At 60.0% G+C, this 18617-nt stretch carries 23 protein-coding genes; 11 read left to right on the top strand and 12 right to left on the bottom strand.

Going from position 1 to position 18617, the window contains the following annotated elements:
* Positions 1 to 3 precede the first annotated feature (3 nt).
* Both cysD and J5M57_RS04665 read right to left on the bottom strand, forming a co-directional pair.
* On the bottom strand, positions 4 to 921 hold the full coding sequence (cysD, locus tag J5M57_RS04660; RefSeq protein WP_007912374.1) for a sulfate adenylyltransferase subunit CysD: 918 nt from the start codon (positions 919 to 921) through the stop codon (positions 4 to 6).
* Between the two features lie 249 nt (positions 922 to 1170).
* The gene (locus J5M57_RS04665; protein ID WP_169843111.1) at positions 1171 to 1929 is read right to left on the bottom strand and encodes a Nif3-like dinuclear metal center hexameric protein; all 759 of its coding nucleotides are present in this window, start codon (positions 1927 to 1929) and stop codon (positions 1171 to 1173) included.
* A 103-nt stretch (positions 1930 to 2032) separates the two neighbouring features.
* On the opposite strand from J5M57_RS04665, the gene algW reads away from it, so the two are divergent.
* Positions 2033 to 3187 carry a Do family serine endopeptidase AlgW gene (gene algW / locus J5M57_RS04670; RefSeq protein ID WP_169843110.1) on the top strand — a complete coding sequence of 385 codons (1155 nt, stop codon included), beginning with the start codon at positions 2033 to 2035 and terminating at the stop codon, positions 3185 to 3187.
* 121 nt (positions 3188 to 3308) lie between these two features.
* Here the strand turns inward: algW and hisC are convergent, their stop codons facing one another.
* The 10 genes from hisC to J5M57_RS04720 all read right to left on the bottom strand — a co-directional run bounded on the left by hisC (position 3309) and on the right by J5M57_RS04720 (position 11274).
* Positions 3309 to 4361, bottom strand: a complete 1053-nt coding sequence (gene hisC, locus J5M57_RS04675) for a histidinol-phosphate transaminase (protein ID WP_207847738.1) — start codon at positions 4359 to 4361, stop codon at positions 3309 to 3311.
* Between the two features lie 2 nt (positions 4362 to 4363).
* Positions 4364 to 5701: a histidinol dehydrogenase gene (gene hisD / locus J5M57_RS04680; RefSeq protein ID WP_064585992.1), complete on the bottom strand. Its 1338-nt coding sequence runs from the start codon at positions 5699 to 5701 to the stop codon at positions 4364 to 4366.
* Between the two features lie 125 nt (positions 5702 to 5826).
* Positions 5827 to 6462, bottom strand: a complete 636-nt coding sequence (gene hisG / locus J5M57_RS04685) for an ATP phosphoribosyltransferase (RefSeq protein WP_007912384.1) — start codon at positions 6460 to 6462, stop codon at positions 5827 to 5829.
* Between the two features lie 127 nt (positions 6463 to 6589).
* Positions 6590 to 7855: a UDP-N-acetylglucosamine 1-carboxyvinyltransferase gene (gene murA / locus J5M57_RS04690; protein ID WP_045122295.1), complete on the bottom strand. Its 1266-nt coding sequence runs from the start codon at positions 7853 to 7855 to the stop codon at positions 6590 to 6592.
* Positions 7856 to 7877: 22 nt separating this feature from the next.
* The gene (locus J5M57_RS04695) at positions 7878 to 8117 is read right to left on the bottom strand and encodes a BolA family protein (RefSeq protein ID WP_007912386.1); all 240 of its coding nucleotides are present in this window, start codon (positions 8115 to 8117) and stop codon (positions 7878 to 7880) included.
* A gap of 116 nt (positions 8118 to 8233) precedes the next feature.
* Entirely contained in the window at positions 8234 to 8539 is a 306-nt protein-coding gene (locus J5M57_RS04700) for an STAS domain-containing protein (RefSeq protein ID WP_027610853.1), read from the bottom strand.
* Positions 8536 to 9189, bottom strand: a complete 654-nt coding sequence (locus J5M57_RS04705) for an ABC transporter substrate-binding protein (protein ID WP_169843109.1) — start codon at positions 9187 to 9189, stop codon at positions 8536 to 8538. The genes J5M57_RS04700 and J5M57_RS04705 overlap by 4 nt, the downstream gene beginning before the upstream one ends.
* An 11-nt stretch (positions 9190 to 9200) precedes the next feature.
* Positions 9201 to 9668 carry an outer membrane lipid asymmetry maintenance protein MlaD gene (gene mlaD / locus J5M57_RS04710; RefSeq protein WP_007967220.1) on the bottom strand — a complete coding sequence of 156 codons (468 nt, stop codon included), beginning with the start codon at positions 9666 to 9668 and terminating at the stop codon, positions 9201 to 9203.
* Positions 9668 to 10465 carry a lipid asymmetry maintenance ABC transporter permease subunit MlaE gene (mlaE, locus tag J5M57_RS04715; RefSeq protein WP_027610851.1) on the bottom strand — a complete coding sequence of 266 codons (798 nt, stop codon included), beginning with the start codon at positions 10463 to 10465 and terminating at the stop codon, positions 9668 to 9670. The genes mlaD and mlaE overlap by 1 nt, the downstream gene beginning before the upstream one ends.
* Positions 10465 to 11274, bottom strand: a complete 810-nt coding sequence (locus tag J5M57_RS04720) for an ATP-binding cassette domain-containing protein (RefSeq protein WP_003221703.1) — start codon at positions 11272 to 11274, stop codon at positions 10465 to 10467. The genes mlaE and J5M57_RS04720 overlap by 1 nt, the downstream gene beginning before the upstream one ends.
* A 275-nt stretch (positions 11275 to 11549) precedes the next feature.
* Between J5M57_RS04720 and J5M57_RS04725 the strand changes: the two genes are divergently transcribed.
* The 10 genes from J5M57_RS04725 to J5M57_RS04770 all read left to right on the top strand — a co-directional run bounded on the left by J5M57_RS04725 (position 11550) and on the right by J5M57_RS04770 (position 18577).
* Positions 11550 to 12524, top strand: a complete 975-nt coding sequence (locus J5M57_RS04725; RefSeq protein WP_207847741.1) for a KpsF/GutQ family sugar-phosphate isomerase — start codon at positions 11550 to 11552, stop codon at positions 12522 to 12524.
* The gene (locus J5M57_RS04730) at positions 12524 to 13048 is read left to right on the top strand and encodes an HAD family hydrolase (RefSeq protein WP_007967216.1); all 525 of its coding nucleotides are present in this window, start codon (positions 12524 to 12526) and stop codon (positions 13046 to 13048) included. The genes J5M57_RS04725 and J5M57_RS04730 overlap by 1 nt, the downstream gene beginning before the upstream one ends.
* Positions 13049 to 13056: 8 nt before the next feature.
* Positions 13057 to 13629 carry an LPS export ABC transporter periplasmic protein LptC gene (gene lptC / locus J5M57_RS04735; RefSeq protein WP_064585987.1) on the top strand — a complete coding sequence of 191 codons (573 nt, stop codon included), beginning with the start codon at positions 13057 to 13059 and terminating at the stop codon, positions 13627 to 13629.
* Positions 13616 to 14161: a lipopolysaccharide transport periplasmic protein LptA gene (gene lptA, locus J5M57_RS04740; protein WP_169843107.1), complete on the top strand. Its 546-nt coding sequence runs from the start codon at positions 13616 to 13618 to the stop codon at positions 14159 to 14161. Before lptC ends, lptA begins: the two co-directional genes overlap by 14 nt.
* Positions 14161 to 14886 carry an LPS export ABC transporter ATP-binding protein gene (gene lptB, locus J5M57_RS04745; RefSeq protein WP_003221693.1) on the top strand — a complete coding sequence of 242 codons (726 nt, stop codon included), beginning with the start codon at positions 14161 to 14163 and terminating at the stop codon, positions 14884 to 14886. Before lptA ends, lptB begins: the two co-directional genes overlap by 1 nt.
* A gap of 188 nt (positions 14887 to 15074) precedes the next feature.
* Positions 15075 to 16568, top strand: coding sequence for an RNA polymerase factor sigma-54 (locus J5M57_RS04750; RefSeq protein ID WP_064585985.1), 1494 nt, complete (start codon positions 15075 to 15077; stop codon positions 16566 to 16568).
* Between the two features lie 73 nt (positions 16569 to 16641).
* The gene (gene raiA / locus J5M57_RS04755; RefSeq protein ID WP_169843106.1) at positions 16642 to 16950 is read left to right on the top strand and encodes a ribosome-associated translation inhibitor RaiA; all 309 of its coding nucleotides are present in this window, start codon (positions 16642 to 16644) and stop codon (positions 16948 to 16950) included.
* Positions 16951 to 16961: 11 nt separating this feature from the next.
* The gene (ptsN, locus tag J5M57_RS04760; RefSeq protein WP_025109459.1) at positions 16962 to 17426 is read left to right on the top strand and encodes a PTS IIA-like nitrogen regulatory protein PtsN; all 465 of its coding nucleotides are present in this window, start codon (positions 16962 to 16964) and stop codon (positions 17424 to 17426) included.
* A gap of 2 nt (positions 17427 to 17428) precedes the next feature.
* Positions 17429 to 18286, top strand: coding sequence for an RNase adapter RapZ (rapZ, locus tag J5M57_RS04765; RefSeq protein ID WP_169843105.1), 858 nt, complete (start codon positions 17429 to 17431; stop codon positions 18284 to 18286).
* A 15-nt stretch (positions 18287 to 18301) separates the two neighbouring features.
* Positions 18302 to 18577 (top strand): HPr family phosphocarrier protein, encoded by a 276-nt coding sequence (locus tag J5M57_RS04770; protein ID WP_207847743.1) that lies wholly within the window; start codon positions 18302 to 18304, stop codon positions 18575 to 18577.
* Positions 18578 to 18617 lie beyond the last annotated feature (40 nt).

Genomic DNA, 18617 nt, shown 5'->3' on the forward strand with positions numbered 1-18617 from the left:
CCCTTAGAAATAGCCTTGACGTTTTTTGTCTTCCATCGAGCCTGCGCCATCGTGGTCGATGACTCGGCCCTGGCGCTCGGAAGTTCGCGTCAGGAGCATTTCCTGAATGATGTCCGTGAGGCTTTCGGCCTCGGACTCCACCGCGCCCGTCAACGGGTAGCAGCCAAGGGTACGGAAACGCACTTTCTTTTTGACGATGCGTGCCTTGTCCTCGTCGGACAGGTGTTCGAGGATGCGCTCGTCGTCGATCATGATCAGCGTGCCGTTCTTCTCGATCACTTCACGCTCGGCGGCGAAGTACAGCGGCACAATCGGGATGCCTTCGAGGTAGATGTACTGCCAGATGTCCAGCTCGGTCCAGTTCGACAACGGGAACACACGAATGGATTCGCCCTTGTTGACCTTGCCGTTGTAGACGTTCCACAGCTCCGGACGCTGGTTTTTCGGGTCCCAGCGGTGTTTGCTGTCGCGGAACGAGTACACGCGCTCTTTGGCACGGGACTTTTCTTCATCGCGACGGGCGCCGCCGAATGCTGCGTCGAAACCATGCTTGTCGAGTGCCTGCTTCAGGCCCTCGGTCTTCATGATGTCGGTGTGCTTGGCGCTGCCGTGGGTGAACGGGTTGATGTTCTGCGCCACGCCATCGGGATTGATGTGGGTGATCAGGTCCAGCCCCAGTTCCTCGACCATCTTATCGCGGAACTTGTACATCTCCTGGAATTTCCAGCGGGTGTCGACGTGCATCACCGGAAACGGCAGTTTGCCCGGGAAGAACGCCTTGCGTGCCAGGTGCAGCATCACGGCGGAGTCTTTACCGATGGAGTACAGCATCACCGGGTTGTCGAACTCGGCGGCCACCTCGCGGATGATGTGGATGCTTTCCGCCTCCAGCTGTTTCAGATGCGTCAGTTTGTCGACCATGGCTACTCACGAAAGCTTTCTTATGAACGGCCAGCGGGCCGTGTTCGAGCGGGGAATCCTAGCACAGCGCTCTCTTCTAATCAGGACGCCTACTAGATCGAAAGGGCATATGAATATGCCCACCCGTTTGGGCGCCCACCCCGTGTAGGAGTGAGCCTGCTCGCGATAGCGGTGTATCAGTCACCGCTATGTTGAATGTGACAAAGCTATCGCGAGCAGGCTCACTCCTACAGGTGAAATGCGGTGGATTCAGATCGGATTCGGGCAATCGATAAAGATGTGCTCGAGGGCGAAGCGCTTCGCCAGATAATCGCCCAGTGCCTGCACGCCGTAGCGCTCGGTGGCGTGGTGGCCGGCGGCGATGAAGCTGATGTCGTTTTCCCGGGCGCTGTGGAAGGTCTGCTCGGAAGCTTCACCGCTGAGGAACAGATCGACCCCCGCCGCCACGCCCTGATCGATATAGCCCTGGCCGCCGCCGGTGCACCAGCCCACGCGGCGGATCATCGCGCTGCCCTCGACCAGCAGCGGTTCGCGACCCATGACGTCTTGCACCTTGCGGGCGAAATCACGCGGCGTCATGGGCTCGTTCAACGAGCCGACCAAGCCGACAATCTTCAGGTTGTCCGGATCCAGCGGCCCTTCGACGGTGATGTCGAGCTGCCGCGCCAGTTGCACGTTGTTGCCGACCTCCGGATGCAGGTCCAGCGGCAAGTGGTAGGCGAGCAGACTGATGTCGTGCTTGAGCAAGGTCTTGAGGCGACGCTGCTTCATGCCGGTGATGCACGGGTTCTCGCCCTTCCAGAAATAGCCGTGATGCACCAGGATCAGATCGGCCTGCGCCTCGACTGCCGCATCAAGCAAGGCCTGACTGGCGGTGACGCCACTGACAATGCGCATCACTTGCGGACGGCCTTCGACCTGCAGGCCGTTGGGGCAATAATCGGCGATTTTTGCACTGCCCAGGTAACGGTCGGCTTCTTCGACGAGGGTGCTGAGGGCGACGGCCATGAAAGACTCCTAAATATCCCGTTCAGAGGCGCGCGCGGCCTCGTATAATGCGCGACATTATGGGCGGTCTGACCCCGCCTGCAACTTTTCCAGGACGTGCTTAATGCTCAAGGCGCTGCGTTTTTTCGGCTGGCCGCTGTTGGCCGGTGTGCTTATCGCTCTGTTGATTATTCAGCGTTACCCGCAGTGGGTCGGGCTACCGAGCCTCGACGTCAACCTGCAACAGGCGCCGCAGACCACCAGCGTGCAGCAGGGGCCGGTGTCCTATGCGGACGCGGTCACCATCGCCGCGCCGTCGGTGGTCAACCTCTACACCACCAAAGTCATCGCCAAACCGGCGCACCCGCTGTTTGAAGATCCGCAATTCCGACGCTTTTTCGGTGACAACTCGCCGAAACAGAAACGCATGGAATCGAGCCTCGGTTCCGGCGTGATCATGAGCCCGGAAGGCTACATCCTGACCAACAACCACGTGACCACCGGCGCCGATCAGATCGTGGTCGCCCTCAAGGACGGTCGCGAAACCCTGGCGCGAGTGATCGGCAGCGACCCGGAAACCGACCTCGCGGTGCTGAAGATCGACCTGAAGAACCTCCCGGCGATCACCGTCGGCCGTTCCGACAGCATCCGCATCGGCGACGTCGCTCTGGCCATCGGCAACCCGTTCGGTGTCGGCCAGACCGTGACCATGGGCATCATCAGCGCCACCGGGCGCAACCAGTTGGGCCTGAACAATTACGAAGACTTCATCCAGACCGACGCAGCGATCAACCCGGGCAACTCCGGCGGCGCGCTGGTCGACGCCAACGGCAACCTCACCGGGATCAACACGGCGATCTTCTCCAAGTCCGGCGGCTCGCAGGGCATCGGTTTCGCGATTCCGGTGAAACTGGCAATGGAAGTGATGAAGTCGATCATCGAGCACGGTCAGGTGATTCGTGGCTGGCTCGGTATTGAAGTGCAGCCGCTGACCCAGGAACTGGCCGAATCGTTTGGCTTGTCCGGGCGTCCGGGGATTGTCGTTGCGGGGATCTTCCGCGACGGTCCGGCGCAGAAAGCCGGCCTGCAACTGGGCGACGTGATTCTGAGCATCGATGGCGAACCGGCCGGTGATGGTCGCAAGTCGATGAACCAGGTGGCGCGGATCAAGCCGACCGACAAAGTGACGATTCAGGTGATGCGCAATGGCAAGGAGCTGAAGCTGACCGCTGAAATCGGCCTGCGTCCGCCACCGGCGCCGGTCAAAGAAGAAGAGTAAGCCACCAGTAAATCAATGTGGGAGCGAGCCTGCTCGCGAAGAGGCCGTCACAGTCAACAATGATGTTGAATGACAAACCGCTTTCGCGAGCAGGCTCGCTCCCACAGGTTCAGCAGTGCTTTCAGAGCTCGCCGAGGCCGTCGATCAGTGCCTGATTCTGCTCCGGCGTACCGATCGAGATCCGCAGGAACTGGGCAATCCGCTCCTGTTTGAAGTGGCGCACGATCACGCCTTGCTCGCGCAGCTTCGCCGCCAGACCTGCCGCGTCATGTTGCGGGTGGCGGGCGAAGATGAAGTTCGCCGCCGACGGCAGCACTTCAAAACCCTTGGCCTGCAACTGCGCGATGACCCATTCACGACTTTCGATGACCAGACGGCAGGTCTTGTCGAAATACTCGCGATCTTCGAATGCCGCCGCCGCGCCGACATTTGCCAGACGATCCAGCGGATAGGAGTTGAAGCTGTTCTTGATCCGCTCCAGCGCCTCGATCAGATCCGGATGCCCCACTGCCAGACCGACCCGCAGCCCCGCCAGTGAACGGGACTTGGACAGGGTCTGCGTCACCAGCAGGTTTGGATAACGGTCCACCAGGCTGATCGCGGTTTCACCGCCGAAGTCGATATACGCCTCATCCACGACCACCACCGAATCCGGGCTGGCCTTGAGGATTTGTTCAACCGCCTCCAGCGCCAACAGGCAACCGGTCGGTGCGTTCGGATTGGGGAAAATGATCCCGCCGTTGGGCTTGGCGTAGTCGGCCGGGTTGATCTGGAACTGCGCGTCCAGCGGCACCGCATCAAACTGGATGCCGTACAAACCGCAATACACCGGGTAGAAGCTGTAGCTGATGTCCGGGAACAGCAGCGGCTGCTCGTGCTGCAGCAGGCCGTGGAAGATGTGCGCCAGCACTTCGTCCGAACCGTTGCCGAGGAACACTTGATTGCTTTGTACACCGTAGTATTTCGCGACGGCAGACTTCAACAGATCGCTGTTCGGGTCGGGGTACAGACGCAGGTTGTCGTTGAGCTCGGTCTGCATCGCCGCCAAGGCTTTGGGCGACGGGCCGTACGGGTTTTCGTTGGTGTTGAGCTTGACCAGTTTGGTCAGCTTCGGCTGTTCGCCCGGCACATAAGGCACCAGATCCTTGACGAACGGGCTCCAGAATTTACTCATGTTCACTCCCCCTGCCCTTGAAGAAAGTCTGCGTCTTTGATGCGGTATTCGGCGCTGCGTGCGTGCGCGCTCAGGGATTCGCCACGGGCCAGGACCGAAGCGGTCTTGCCCAGCTCGGACGCACCGGCTTCGGAGCAGAAGATGATCGACGAACGTTTCTGGAAGTCGTACACGCCCAGCGGCGAGGAGAAACGCGCGGTGCCGGAGGTCGGCAGCACGTGGTTCGGGCCGGCGCAGTAATCGCCCAGCGCCTCGGAGGTGTGCCGGCCCATGAAGATTGCGCCAGCGTGACGGATCTGCGGCAGCCAGGCCTGCGGGTCGGCCACCGACAGCTCCAGGTGTTCCGGGGCAATGCGGTTGGCGACTTCGATGGCTTGCGCCATGTCGCGCACGTGAATCAGCGCGCCGCGACCGTTGATCGAGGTTTCGATGATGGTCGCGCGGTCCATGGTCGGTAGCAACTTGTCGATGCTGGCCGCCACCTTGTCGAGGAACTCGGCGTCGGGGCTGACCAGAATCGCCTGAGCGTCTTCGTCGTGCTCGGCCTGGGAGAACAGATCCATGGCGATCCAGTCCGGATCGGTCTGGCCGTCGCACACCACGAGAATTTCCGACGGGCCGGCGATCATGTCGATGCCAACCTGGCCGAACACGTGGCGCTTGGCGGTGGCGACATAGATATTGCCCGGGCCGACCACCTTGTCCACTTGCGGCACGCTTTCGGTGCCGTAAGCCAGCGCGGCAACCGCCTGGGCGCCGCCGATGGTGAACACCCGGTCAACGCCGGCGATACACGCCGCCGCCAGCACCAGCTCATTGATTTCGCCACGCGGGGTCGGCACGACCATGACCACTTCGGTCACGCCAGCGACCTTGGCCGGAATCGCGTTCATCAATACCGACGACGGGTACGAGGCCTTGCCGCCCGGCACGTACAGACCGGCGCGATCCAGTGGCGTGACTTTCTGGCCGAGCACGGTGCCGTCAGCTTCGGTGTAGCTCCAGGAATCCTGCTTCTGTTTTTCGTGGTAGCTACGCACCCGCGCGGCGGCTTTTTCCAGCGCTTCGCGCTGCGCCACGGTGATGCGGGTCAGGGCCAGTTCCAGACGCTCGCGCGGCAGAATCAGGTCAGCCATCGAAGCGACTTGCAGACCGTCGAACTTCTGGGTGAACTCGACCAGCGCCGCGTCACCGCGCTCGCGCACCGCTTTGATGATGTCCAGCACGCGCTGATTGACCGAGTCGTCAGACACACTTTCCCAGCTCAGCAGATGATCCAGATGATGCGCGAAATCCGGGTCAGCAGCGTTGAGTCGGCGAATTGCAGTCGGTGCGGTCATAGCGAGAGCCTCATAGGAATGGCAAAAACTCAGGCGCCCTAACTTAGCAGTCGTTTCCGCTTGGGCACCTGAGATTCTGGCTATGAGGCGGATAGACGGGCGCGACTCAGCGTCGCGCAGGTGAATCAGCCGCGGTGTCGCGATTCCACTGCGTTGCGCAGGGTATCGATCAACGCCTGAATACGGGCGTGTTGCATCTTCATCGAAGCCTTGTTGACCACCAGGCGCGAGCTGATCGTGGCGATCAGTTCCTGAGGTTCCAGGCCGTTGGCGCGCAGGGTGTTACCGGTGTCGACCACGTCGATGATCTTGTCCGCCAGACCGATCAGCGGCGCCAGTTCCATCGAGCCGTAGAGCTTGATGATATCGACCTGACGGCCCTGCTCGGCGTAGTAACGCTTGGCGACGTTGACGAATTTGGTCGCCACGCGCAGACGGCCCTTGGGCTCCGGCGCACCGATCTTGCCGGCGGTCATCAGTTTGCACTGGGCAATCTGCAGATCCAGCGGCTCGTACAGGCCCTGGCCGGTGTATTCCATCAACACGTCTTTACCAGCGACACCGAGGTCGGCCGCGCCATGCTCGACATAGGTCGGCACGTCGGTGGCACGCACGATCAACAGACGTACGTCATCCTGAGTGGTAGGGATGATCAGCTTGCGGCTCTTGTCCGGATTCTCGGTCGGCACGATGCCCGCTTCAGCGAGAAGCGGCAGGGTGTCGTCAAGGATGCGGCCCTTGGACAGTGCGATGGTCAACATGGGAAACGTCAGTCCTTATCAAGGTACTCATGTCCGGTCGCAATCGGCGCCGGACACACATCGAGCCGGATACCGGCTCGACTCGAAACAAATTCAGTGGACACGTCCCTGTGTCCGCATGCAGCGATCAGCCCGGAACGCGACGGATCTTGGCGCCCAGCATCTGCAGTTTTTCTTCGATGCACTCATAACCACGATCTATGTGGTAGATGCGGTCGATCAGGGTATCGCCTTCGGCGACCAGGGCCGAGATCACCAGGCTGGCCGACGCACGCAGGTCGGTCGCCATCACAGGCGCGCCCTTCAGCACTTCAGTACCGGTAACGATGGCGGTGTTGCCTTCGACCTGGATCTTGGCGCCCATGCGGTGCAGCTCGTACACGTGCATGAAACGGTTTTCGAAGATGGTCTCGATCACCGCACCGGTGCCTTCGGCAATGGCGTTGAGCGAGATGAACTGGGCCTGCATGTCGGTCGGGAACGCCGGGTACGGCGCAGTGCGCACGTTGACCGCTTTTGGACGCTTGCCGTGCATGTTCAGCTCGATCCAGTCTTCACCGCTGGTGACTTCAGCACCGGCTTCGCGGAGCTTTTCCAGAACGGCTTCGAGGATGGTCGGATCGGTGTCCTTGACCTTCACACGGCCACCGGTAACCGCTGCGGCCACCAGGTAGGTGCCGGTTTCGATACGGTCAGGCATGACTTTATAGAAGCACGAACCCAGGCGCTCGACGCCATCGATGGTGATGGTGTCGGTACCGGCGCCGGAAACCTTGGCGCCCATGGCGTTGAGGAAGTTCGCCAGGTCGACGACTTCCGGCTCGCGCGCGGCGTTCTGCAGCACGCTGCGACCCTTGGCCAGGGCAGCCGCCATCATGATGTTTTCGGTACCGGTCACACTGACGGTATCGAAGAAGAAACTTGCGCCGCGCAGGCCGCCTTCAGGCGCCTTGGCCTTGATGTAGCCGCCTTCGACGTCGATCACCGCGCCCATGGCTTCGAGGCCACGGATGTGCAGGTCGACCGGACGCGAACCGATGGCGCAACCGCCAGGCAGTGCGACTTCGGCTTCACCGAAGCGGGCAACCATCGGGCCCAATACCAGGATCGACGCACGCATGGTTTTCACCAGTTCGTACGGGGCGATCAGGGTCTTGATGGTGCGCGGATCGATTTCGACGCTGAGCTTCTCGTCGATCACCGGCTCGATACCCATGCGACCGAACAGCTCGATCATGGTGGTGATGTCGTGCAGGTGTGGCAGGTTGCCAACGGTCACCGGGCCATCGCACAGCAGGGTGGCAGCCAGAATCGGCAGGGCGGAGTTCTTTGCCCCGGAGATGCGGATTTCGCCATCAAGACGAACGCCGCCGGTAATAATCAATTTATCCATAAGAATCTCGACGCCCTTAGGCTCAGGTGCGCTCGGCCCAGGCCGCGCTGCTGAAAAATTTCATAGTGACCGCATGGATGCTGCCATCGGTGATCCATGGGTTCAAATGGGCATAGATCTGCTGCTGACGCTTCACCGGGCTCAACGCCGCCAGTTCATCGCTAATCACGTTCAGCTGGAAATTGCAGCCTTCGCCCTCAACTTCTACCAACGTTCCGGGCAGCTTTCCTTCAAGGAAGCTCTTCACTTCTACGGCCTGCATGCTCAACCTCAATCGGCGCCCTGTGCGCACGGGTCGGACATCATACAAAAAAGCCCCGCGCCTGCGAACCCCGCATTGGCAGGACTCTGACGGGGGGCTTCTTTATCGATGCGGGTTCAGGGGTGCGCCAGCAACTCGGTCAGTTCACTGACCTGAGCGATCTCGCGCATGTCTTCCGGCATCGCGCGGATGCTGACGGCCTTGCCGGCCGCCTGGGCATCGCGCATGAAGCACAGCAGCAAGGACAAGCCGACGCTGCTGGACTTCTTGACTGCCGAGCAATCGATCACCAGCGATGCCGCCTTGCTGGACTTGATCAGCGCCTGGCCTTCCTTGCGCAGGTCGGGACCTGTGCGGTAGTCCAGCACTCCGCTGAGCAGTAGCTCGTCGACATCACTCATACGAACTGCCGCCTCATTCATTGCGCTGGCTTCTCGGCAGCTTTCTCGGTGGTTTCCTTGGCCTTGGCCACTTCGCCAGCCCAATTGTTGATGGTCTTGTCCAGATCGTTACCATTGCGCTGCATCGCATCGGCGAACTGATCACGGAACAGCTTGCCGATGTTGATGCCGTTGATGATCACGTTGCGCAGTTTCCACTCGCCGTTGATCTTCTCCAGCGTGTACTGCACAGGGTAGATCGCGCCGTTGCTGCCCTTGACGGTCATGCCGACGCTGGTGCGATCGCCCGACTCGTCCTTGGCAGGATCAACCGTGATGCCCTGGTTGTTGTATTCGAGCAAGGCGTTGCCGTAGAACTGGAACAGGCCTTTCTTGAAGTTTTCCTGGAAGGTCTGCATCTGCGCAGGCGTAGCCTTGCGCGAATACTTGACCGTCATGATGCTTTTGGAAATGCCTTCGGCATCCACCACCGGACCGACAATGCTGTTCAGTGCGGCATAGAAGTCAGCCGGATCCTGCTTGTACTTCGCTTTATTGGCCGAAAGATCGGCCAGCATCCGGTTCGTGGTGTCCTGAACCAGGTCGTGCGCCGACTGTCCGGGTGCAGCGTTGGCCAGCAGCGGCAGTGCCGCGAGCAACACCAACAGGCCACGTCGCAAGGTAGAGATCATTCAAAAGCTCCTCATTTGGCGTCTTTGCTAACGGTATTGAGCAGGAATTTACCGATCAGGTCTTCCAGTACCAGAGACGACTGCGTGTCATGGATGGTTCCACCATCCTTCAGGCGAGTATCTTCCCCGCCCACACTGATACCGATGTACTTCTCGCCCAACAGGCCAGCGGTCAGGATAGACGCTGTGGAGTCGGTCGGCAGGTTGTCGACCTTTTTATCCACTTGCAGCGTTACCCGACCGGTGAAGCTGTCGCGATCCAGATCGATGGCCGTGACCTTGCCGATGGTCACACCGGCCATGGTCACTTTGGCTCTGACCGTCAAACCGGCGATATTGTCGAAGTAGGCGTAAAGCTTATAGGTGTCGGTGGTCGAAGTCGGAGACAGGCCACTGACCCGCAGAGCAAGCAGTAACAAGGCCAGGATCCCTGCCAGCAGGAACAGGCCGACACCGATTTCCAGGGTGCGGTTTTGCATCAGAAATCTCCAAACATCAAAGCGGTCAGAATAAAGTCCAGGCCCAGTACCGCCAGCGAGGCGAATACCACGGTCTTGGTGGTGGCGCGACTGATGCCCTCGGAAGTGGGCTCGCAGTCATAGCCTTGGAATACGGCGATCCAGGTCACGACGAAGGCGAAAACGACACTTTTGATGACGCCGTTGAGCACATCGCTGGTGAAGTTCACGCTGTTTTGCATGTTTGCCCAGTAGGAGCCTTCATACACCCCAAGCCAGTCGACAGCCACCCACGAACCGCCCCAGATACCCACCACGCTGAAAATCATCGCCAGCACCGGCAGGGAAATGAAACCGGCCCACAGACGCGGGGCAATAATGTACTTGAGCGGATCGACACCGATCATTTCCAGGCTGGAAAGCTGTTCGGTGGACTTCATGTTGCCGATTTCGGCGGTCAGTGCCGAACCGGCACGCCCGGCAAACAGCAGCGCCGTGACCACCGGCCCCAGCTCACGCAGCAACGTCAGAGCGACCATCTGCCCCACCGCCTGCTCCGAACCGTAGCTCGACAGAATACTGAAGCCCTGCAGCGCCAGCACCATGCCGATGAAGATCCCGGACACAACGATGATCACCAGCGACATCACGCCAACCGAATGCAGTTGCTTGACCAGCAGACCGAAACCGCCGCTGATGCCACCGCGACCGAGCAACGCGTGAAACAGGAACAGGGTCGCCCGGCCAAACACCGCGACAGCGTCGATCGCGGCTTCGCCGAAGCGGCGCACACGTTCTATCAATGAAATTCTGCGCATCAGCGCTTCCCCAGAAGATCTGCGCGGTAATCCGTCGCTGGAAAATGGTACGGCACCGGGCCGTCGGGGTTACCGGTCATGAACTGGCGAATACGGGGTTCATCCGAATTCATCAACTCGTCCGGCGTACCCTGCCCCAACACCTGACCATCACCTACTACATAGATGTAGTCAGCGATGCTCGCGGTCTCGGCCAGATCGTGGGACACCACGATGCTGGTGATGCCCAGCGCATCGTTGAGCAGACGGATCAGACGGACCAGCACGCCCATGGCGATCGGATCCTGACCGACGAACGGCTCGTCATACATGAGAATCTGCGGATCGAGGGCAATCGCACGGGCCAGGGCAACACGACGTTTCATGCCTCCCGAAAGCTCGTCGGGCATCAACTCGATCGCGCCCCGCAGACCGACCGCCTGCAATTTGAGCAGGACGATGTCGCGGATCATCTCATCCGGCAATTGGGTATGGACACGCAGGGGGAAAGCGACGTTCTCGAACACATCGAGATCGGTAAACAGTGCGCCGCTCTGAAACAGCACGCCCATGTGCTTTCGCGCATCGAACAGATCACTGCGCGACAGCGTCGGCAGGTTCTGACCGTTGACCCACACTTCCCCGCTGGAAGGACGCAATTGCGCCCCCATCAAACGCAGCAGCGTGGTCTTGCCACACCCGGAAGGTCCCATGATGCCGGTGACCTTGCCGCGCGGGATGCGAATATCGACGTTATTGAAAATGCTGCGCGCACCGCGCTTGAAGGAGACTCCCTTCAGCTCGACCGCGTAGGCGTTATCGGCACTCATCTAAACTCCTTGCGATGCAGCCTCTCACTCGGACGCCTGGCTTTCCTTGGAAAGCACATACCTCCCGGGCGGGCCGAACTGGCGGCGAACTATATCACTGCAATCGCCAAGCGCCCAAGGCCCAAGCCCGTCCGTGTTCAGCGATATGACAGGCCTGACGGCACTTTTTAAGGGTTTTGGTTACGAGGAATGACAAAGCACGACGAACTTGCGTGAGGCTTTTCAACATAACCGCTATAATCGCCGCCTTTTCATCGGGCTATACGATTTCTGACATGAGCCAATCCAGCGACCTGATTCAATCGGCACAACGCACCATCCGCCTCGAAGTGGAAGCCGTACAAGGCTTGTTGCCCCATATCGACGCCGATTTCGTACGCGCTTGCGAGATGATTCTGGCCAGCAAAGGCCGTGTGGTCGTCGTCGGCATGGGCAAATCCGGGCACGTCGGCAACAAGATTGCTGCAACCCTGGCCAGCACCGGCACCCCGGCCTTTTTCGTGCATCCAGCCGAAGCCAGCCACGGCGACATGGGCATGATCACCCGCGACGACGTGATCCTCGCCCTGTCCAACTCCGGCTCGACCAACGAAATCGTCACCCTGCTGCCTTTGATCAAACGCCTGGGCATCCAGTTGATCAGCGTGACCGGCAATCCGCAGTCGCCGCTGGCCAAGGCCGCCGAGGTCAATCTCAACGTGCATGTCGAGCATGAAGCCTGCCCTTTGAACCTGGCGCCGACATCCTCGACCACCGCTGCGCTGGTCATGGGCGACGCGCTGGCCGTGGCGCTGCTCGAAGCCCGTGGTTTTACCGCTGAAGATTTCGCTTTTTCCCACCCGGGCGGCGCGCTGGGCCGACGCCTGCTGCTGAAAGTCGAAAACGTCATGCACGCCGGCCAGGAACTGCCACTGGTGCAACGCGGCACCCTGCTCAAGGATGCGCTCATGGAAATGACCCGCAAGGGCCTGGGCATGACCGCGATTGTTGAAGCCGACGGCAAACTGGCCGGGATCTTCACCGACGGCGACCTGCGTCGCACGCTGGATCGCAGCATCGACATCCGTAGCGCCACCATCGACCAGGTCATGACCGCGCACGGCAAGACCGCACGGCCCGAAATGCTCGCCGCCGAAGCGCTGAAAATCATGGAAGACCACCGAATCAACGCACTGGTTGTCGTGGATGAAGAAGATCGCCCGATCGGCGCCTTCAACCTCTCCGATCTGCTGCGTGCAGGAGTGATGTAATGACAACCGACCTGCTGCAGCGCGGCAAAGCGATCAAACTGGCGGTATTCGACGTCGACGGCGTCCTCACCGACGGTCGCCTGTACTTCCTTGAAGACGGCAGCGAATTCAAGACGTTCAACACCCTCGACGGCCAAGGCATCAAGATGCTGATGAACGCCGGCGTCGAAACCGCGATCATCAGCGGTCGCAAGACTCCTGTGGTCGAGCGCCGGGCGAAGAACCTCGGTATCCCGCACCTGTTTCAGGGTCGCGAGGACAAATTGGTGGTTCTGGACGGTCTACTGGCGCAACTGGGCCTAAGCTATGAACAGGTCGCCTACCTCGGTGACGACTTGCCTGACCTGCCGGTGATCCGCCGCGTAGGCCTGGGCATGGCCGTTGCCAACGCTGCCGACTTCGTGCGCGAACACGCCCATGGCGTCACTCGGGCTCGCGGTGGCGAAGGCGCTGCCCGCGAATTCTGCGAATTGATCCTGCGCGCCCAGGGCCGCCTCGATGCGGCCAACGCCGCGTACCTGTGAGCCAAATCATGTTTAGCAAAAAATTTCGCAACTTCCTGCTGTTCGGCTGTATCGCTGCCATGTTTGCGGCGGTCGGCTACTGGAACATCAGCCCTGAGCGTTTCCTCGACAAACCTGTGGTCAAGGTCGAAGACACGGCCATCGACTGGTACGCCACCAACACACATACCCTGCAATACCTTCCGGACGGCAAGCTGCAGTACGAAATGACCTCCGACAAGGCCGAGCACCTGAAAGCGACGGACGTGACCCTGGTCACCAAACCCGACCTGAACATGTTCCGCGGCACCGAATTCCCATGGCACGTGACCAGCGAGCGTGGCGAGGTGAATCCTGACGGAACGCAGGTAGAACTGATCGACTCGGTACGCATCAAGCGCACCGATGAAAAGAACCGCGACACCCTGATCACCAGTACACGAATGACGGTGTTCCCTCAGCAGCAATATGCGCAGACCGAGCAACCCGTTAGAATCGACGGCGCTGGCGGTGTATCGACTGGCGTGGGAATGAAGGCGTATTTGAAGGAAAGCAGGATACACCTGCAATCGAACGTAAGAGGACAGTATGAGGCTCGTTAAAACCCTCCCTATTTTGCTCAGTCTGGGCGCAGCACTGGGAAGCGTGAGCGCCTGGGCTCTGCCGAACGATCAGCAGCAACCTATCCGCATTCAGGCCGACGACGCCCAACTGGACGACAAGAACGGCATCGCCACCTATAAAGGTGATGTGATCATCACCCAGGGCTCGATGACCGTTAAAGGCAACACGGTGACCATCACCCGCACCAAGACAGGTGACATCGACGTCGTGACTTCGGTCGGCAACCTTGCCTACTTCGAGCAATTGCAAACCGCTGGCGACACCAAGCCTGTTCAGGGCTGGGGCGTGACGATCCAGTACCACGCTGCGCAAAACCGCGTCGTGCTGATCGACAAGGCCAAGGTTGTCGACAAGGACAACAACACCACTCAGGGCGAGAAAATCGTCTACGACACCGTGAAGAAACTGGCCAGCGCCGGTCGCGCTACCGGCAGCAAGGTCACTGAAGCGCGTCCGCGCATCGACATGGTGATCCAGCCGAAGAAGAAAACCGACGAGAAAACCCAGTAATGGCAACTCTGAAAGCTCAGCACCTGGCCAAGGCCTATAAAAGCCGCCAGGTTGTGCGCGACGTCAGCCTGTCGATCGACAGCGGCCAGATCGTTGGCCTGCTCGGCCCGAACGGCGCTGGCAAGACCACCTGTTTCTACATGATCGTTGGCCTGGTGCAGGCCGATCAGGGTCGCGTGCTGATCGACGATCTGGACGTCAGCCACCAGCCCATGCACGGTCGCGCCAAGGCCGGTATCGGCTATCTGCCGCAAGAAGCGTCGATCTTCCGCAAACTGTCGGTAGCCGACAACATCATGGCCATCCTCGAGACCCGCGCCGAACTCGACAAGGCCGGGCGTCGCAAGGAACTGGAAAGCCTGCTGCAGGAATTCCACATCAGCCACATCCGCGACAACCTCGGCATGAGCCTGTCCGGTGGTGAACGCCGCCGGGTGGAAATCGCTCGCGCCTTGGCCACCGCACCGAAATTCATCCTGCTCGACGAACCGTTCGCCGGTGTCGACCCGATCTCGGTCGGCGACATCAAGCAGATCATCCATCACCTCAAGGCCAAGGGCATCGGCGTACTGATCACCGACCACAACGTCCGCGAGACCCTGGATATCTGCGAAACCGCTTACATCGTCAACGACGGTCAATTGATCGCCGAAGGTGACGCTGCAACCATCCTCGCCAACGATCTGGTGAAGGAAGTGTACCTGGGCCACGAGTTCCGCCTCTAAAGCGCGAGCACACCCGGCCAGCCGTTGGGGTGCTGTAACGTTGAAGCTGATTTTTATACGCTTTTATTGTTACAGCGCTCTAGGCAAACACGACAGTTTCAGGCATATAATTTGCTTAAGTTTGGCGCTTCGGCGCCCTGTAGTGGATGGCGCATGCGCGCCGGCGAATAAGGTGTTAAGCCCCTGCCATGAAACCATCGCTAGTCTTGAGAATGGGCCAGCAGCTGACGATGACACCGCAGCTGCAACAGGCCATCCGCCTGCTCCAATTGTCCACCCTGGACCTGCAACAGGAAATCCAGGAGGCCCTGGAATCCAATCCGATGCTCGAACGCCAGGAAGACGGCGACGACTTCGACAACTCCGATCCTTTGGCGGACAACGCCGAACAAAAGCCCAATACCGAGATTCAGGAACCGTCCTATCAGGAAACCGCCCCGACGGTGGACAACCTGGAGGATGGCGAATGGAACGAGCGCATCCCTAACGAGCTGCCCGTCGACACCGCCTGGGAAGACGTCTACCAGACCAGCGCCAGCAGCCTGCCCACCAGCGATGACGACGAGTGGGACTTCACCACCCGCACCTCCGCCGGGGAAAGCCTGCACAGCCATCTACTGTGGCAGCTGAACCTGGCGCCGATGTCCGACACGGATCGCCTGATCGCCGTGACCCTGATCGACTGCATCAACAATCAGGGCTACCTCGACGAAACCCTCGAAGAAATTCTCGACGCCTTTGACCCGGAGCTCGACATCGAGCTGGACGAGATCGAAGCCGTCCTGCATCGCATCCAGCAATTCGAACCAGCCGGCATCGGTGCGCGCAATCTCAGCGAATGCCTGCTGCTGCAACTGCGTCAGCTGCCCGCCAAGACCCCTTGGCTGAACGAAGCCAAGCGTCTGGTCAGCGACTACATCGATCTGCTGGGCAGCCGCGACTACAGCCAGCTGATGCGACGCATGAAGCTCAAGGAAGATGAGCTGCGCCAGGTCATCGAACTGGTGCAGAGCCTCAACCCGCGCCCGGGTTCGCAGATCGAATCGACCGAAGCCGAATACGTGGTGCCCGACGTCATTGTGCGCAAGGACAACGAACGCTGGCTGGTCGAGCTGAACCAGGAGTCGGTACCGCGCCTGCGGGTCAATGCGCAATATGCAGGCTTCGTCCGCCGTGCCGACACCAGCGCCGACAACACTTTCATGCGCAATCAGCTTCAGGAAGCGCGCTGGTTCATCAAGAGCCTGCAAAGCCGCAACGAAACCCTGATGAAAGTCGCCACCCAGATCGTCGAGCATCAGCGCGGCTTCCTGGAATACGGTGACGAAGCCATGAAACCGTTGGTCCTGCACGACATCGCCGAGGCGGTCGGCATGCACGAATCGACGATTTCCCGGGTCACCACGCAGAAATTCATGCATACCCCGCGCGGTATTTATGAACTGAAATACTTTTTCTCCAGCCACGTCAGCACCTCCGAAGGCGGCGAATGCTCGTCCACAGCGATCCGCGCAATCATCAAAAAACTGGTTGCGGCGGAAAATCAGAAAAAGCCGTTGAGTGACAGCAAGATCGCTGGTTTACTGGAGGCACAAGGCATTCAGGTGGCTCGCCGCACCGTCGCCAAGTACCGCGAATCCCTCGGGATCGCGCCTTCGAGCGAACGCAAGCGGTTGATGTAAGCCACGTTACAGCGTTCCAGTGGCAGGCTATCCGGCCTGCCGCTTTATGCACTGGCAACGAAGGAGAAGCTGTATGCAAGTCAACATCAGTGGACACCAACTGGAAGTGACCGAACCTCTGCGCGCTTACATCAATGAGAAACTCGAACGATTAGAGCGCCATTTCGACAAGATCACCAACGTGCAGGTCACGATGTGCGTCGAAAAGCTGAAGCAGAAAATCGAAGCCACCTTGCATATACCCGGCAGCGAAGTGGTCGCCAACGCGGAACATACCGATATGTACGCGGCGATCGACGCCTTGACCGACAAGCTGGATAAACAACTCAAAAAGCATAAGGAAAAGACCCAGAGCCTGCTCCAGGGCGCGACCGGTCGATAACCCCCCACCCCATGATCCGACTTGAAAGTATCCTGACCCCCGGCCGTTCCCTCGTGAACGTGCCGGGCGGCAGTAAAAAGAAAGCCCTCGAACAGATTGCCAACCTGATCGCCCGCGAAGTGCCGGATCTGGAGATGCAGGATGTCTTCGAGGCGCTGATCGCCCGTGAGAAACTCGGTTCCACCGGTTTCGGCAACGGCATCGCCATTCCCCACTGCCGCCTCAAAGGCTGCGAAGCGCCTATCAGCGCATTGATGCACCTTGATGCCCCCATCGATTTCGATGCCATCGACGGCGCACCGGTTGACCTGCTGTTTGTCCTGCTGGTCCCGGAAGCGGCCACCGATGCCCACCTGGAATTACTGCGCCAGATCGCCAGCATGCTCGATCGCAAGGAAGTGCGCGAAAAACTGCGCAGCGCACCGAGTAACGAAGCCTTGTATCAGGTCGTCCTGAGCGAGCAGAACGGTCACTAATCATGCGCTTGATCATTGTCAGCGGCCGCTCCGGCTCGGGTAAAAGCACCGCACTGGATGTCCTTGAGGACAACGGCTACTACTGCATCGATAACCTGCCGGCCGGCCTTTTGCCCGAACTCGCCGAACGCGCTCTGGTTCACACCGAACTGGCCCAGCCGCTGGTGGCTGTGTCGATTGATGCCCGCAACCTGCCGAGCCATCTGTCGCGCTTCCCCGAGCTTCTGGAAGAAGTCCGCAGCCGGCACATCCAGTGCGACGTGCTCTATCTGGATGCCGACGAGGAAACCCTGCTCAAGCGCTTCTCGGAAACCCGTCGGCGCCACCCGTTGAGCACCGCCAATCGCTCGCTGGCCGAAGCCATTCATGACGAGACCGCCCTGCTCGGCCCGATCGCCGACCTGGCCGACCTCAAGGTCAACACCACCAATCTGAACCTGTATCAGTTGCGCGACACCATCAAGCTGCGCCTGCTGAACCAGCCAGAGCCGGGCACGGCCTTTCTGGTCGAGTCGTTCGGCTTCAAGCGTGGCATGCCGGTGGATGCGGACCTGGTATTCGACGTACGCTGCCTGCCGAACCCGTACTGGAAGCCGGAACTTCGCGCGCAATCGGGTCTCGATGCACCGGTCGCCGAATACCTTGCGGCGCAGCCGGAAGTCGAGGAGATGTATCAGGACATCTTCGGCTATCTGAATAAATGGCTGCCGCGCTTCGCCGCGAGCAACCGCGCCTATGTCACCATTGCCATTGGCTGCACCGGCGGGCATCACCGCTCCGTTTACCTGACCGAACGCCTGGGTCAGGCCCTGCAGAAAACCCTGAAGAACGTCCAGGTTCGCCACCGCGACCTCACTTAAAGGATTCACACCGCGATGCCTGCTCTGGAAATCGAAATCATCAATAAACTGGGTTTGCATGCCCGAGCTTCCGCGAAGTTCGTTGGCGTGGCAGGCCAGTACCCGGATTGCACGATCAGAGTGGGGCGCACGCCGGAGACCACCGTTGACGGCAAAAGCATCATGGCGATGATGATGCTCGCCGCCGGCAAGGGCACCAAAATCTATCTGAGCACCGAAGGCCATCAGGAAGAGGAAGCGCTGGATGCGCTGGTGACGCTGATCAACAACTACTTCGACGAAGGCGGTTGATCGCCTGTAGTGGCGAGGGAGCTTGCTCCCGCTCGGCTGC

Origin of the sequence: Pseudomonas sp. 86_A, assembly GCF_017491705.1 — a bacterium.
Lineage (GTDB): Bacteria > Pseudomonadota > Gammaproteobacteria > Pseudomonadales > Pseudomonadaceae > Aquipseudomonas > Aquipseudomonas koreensis.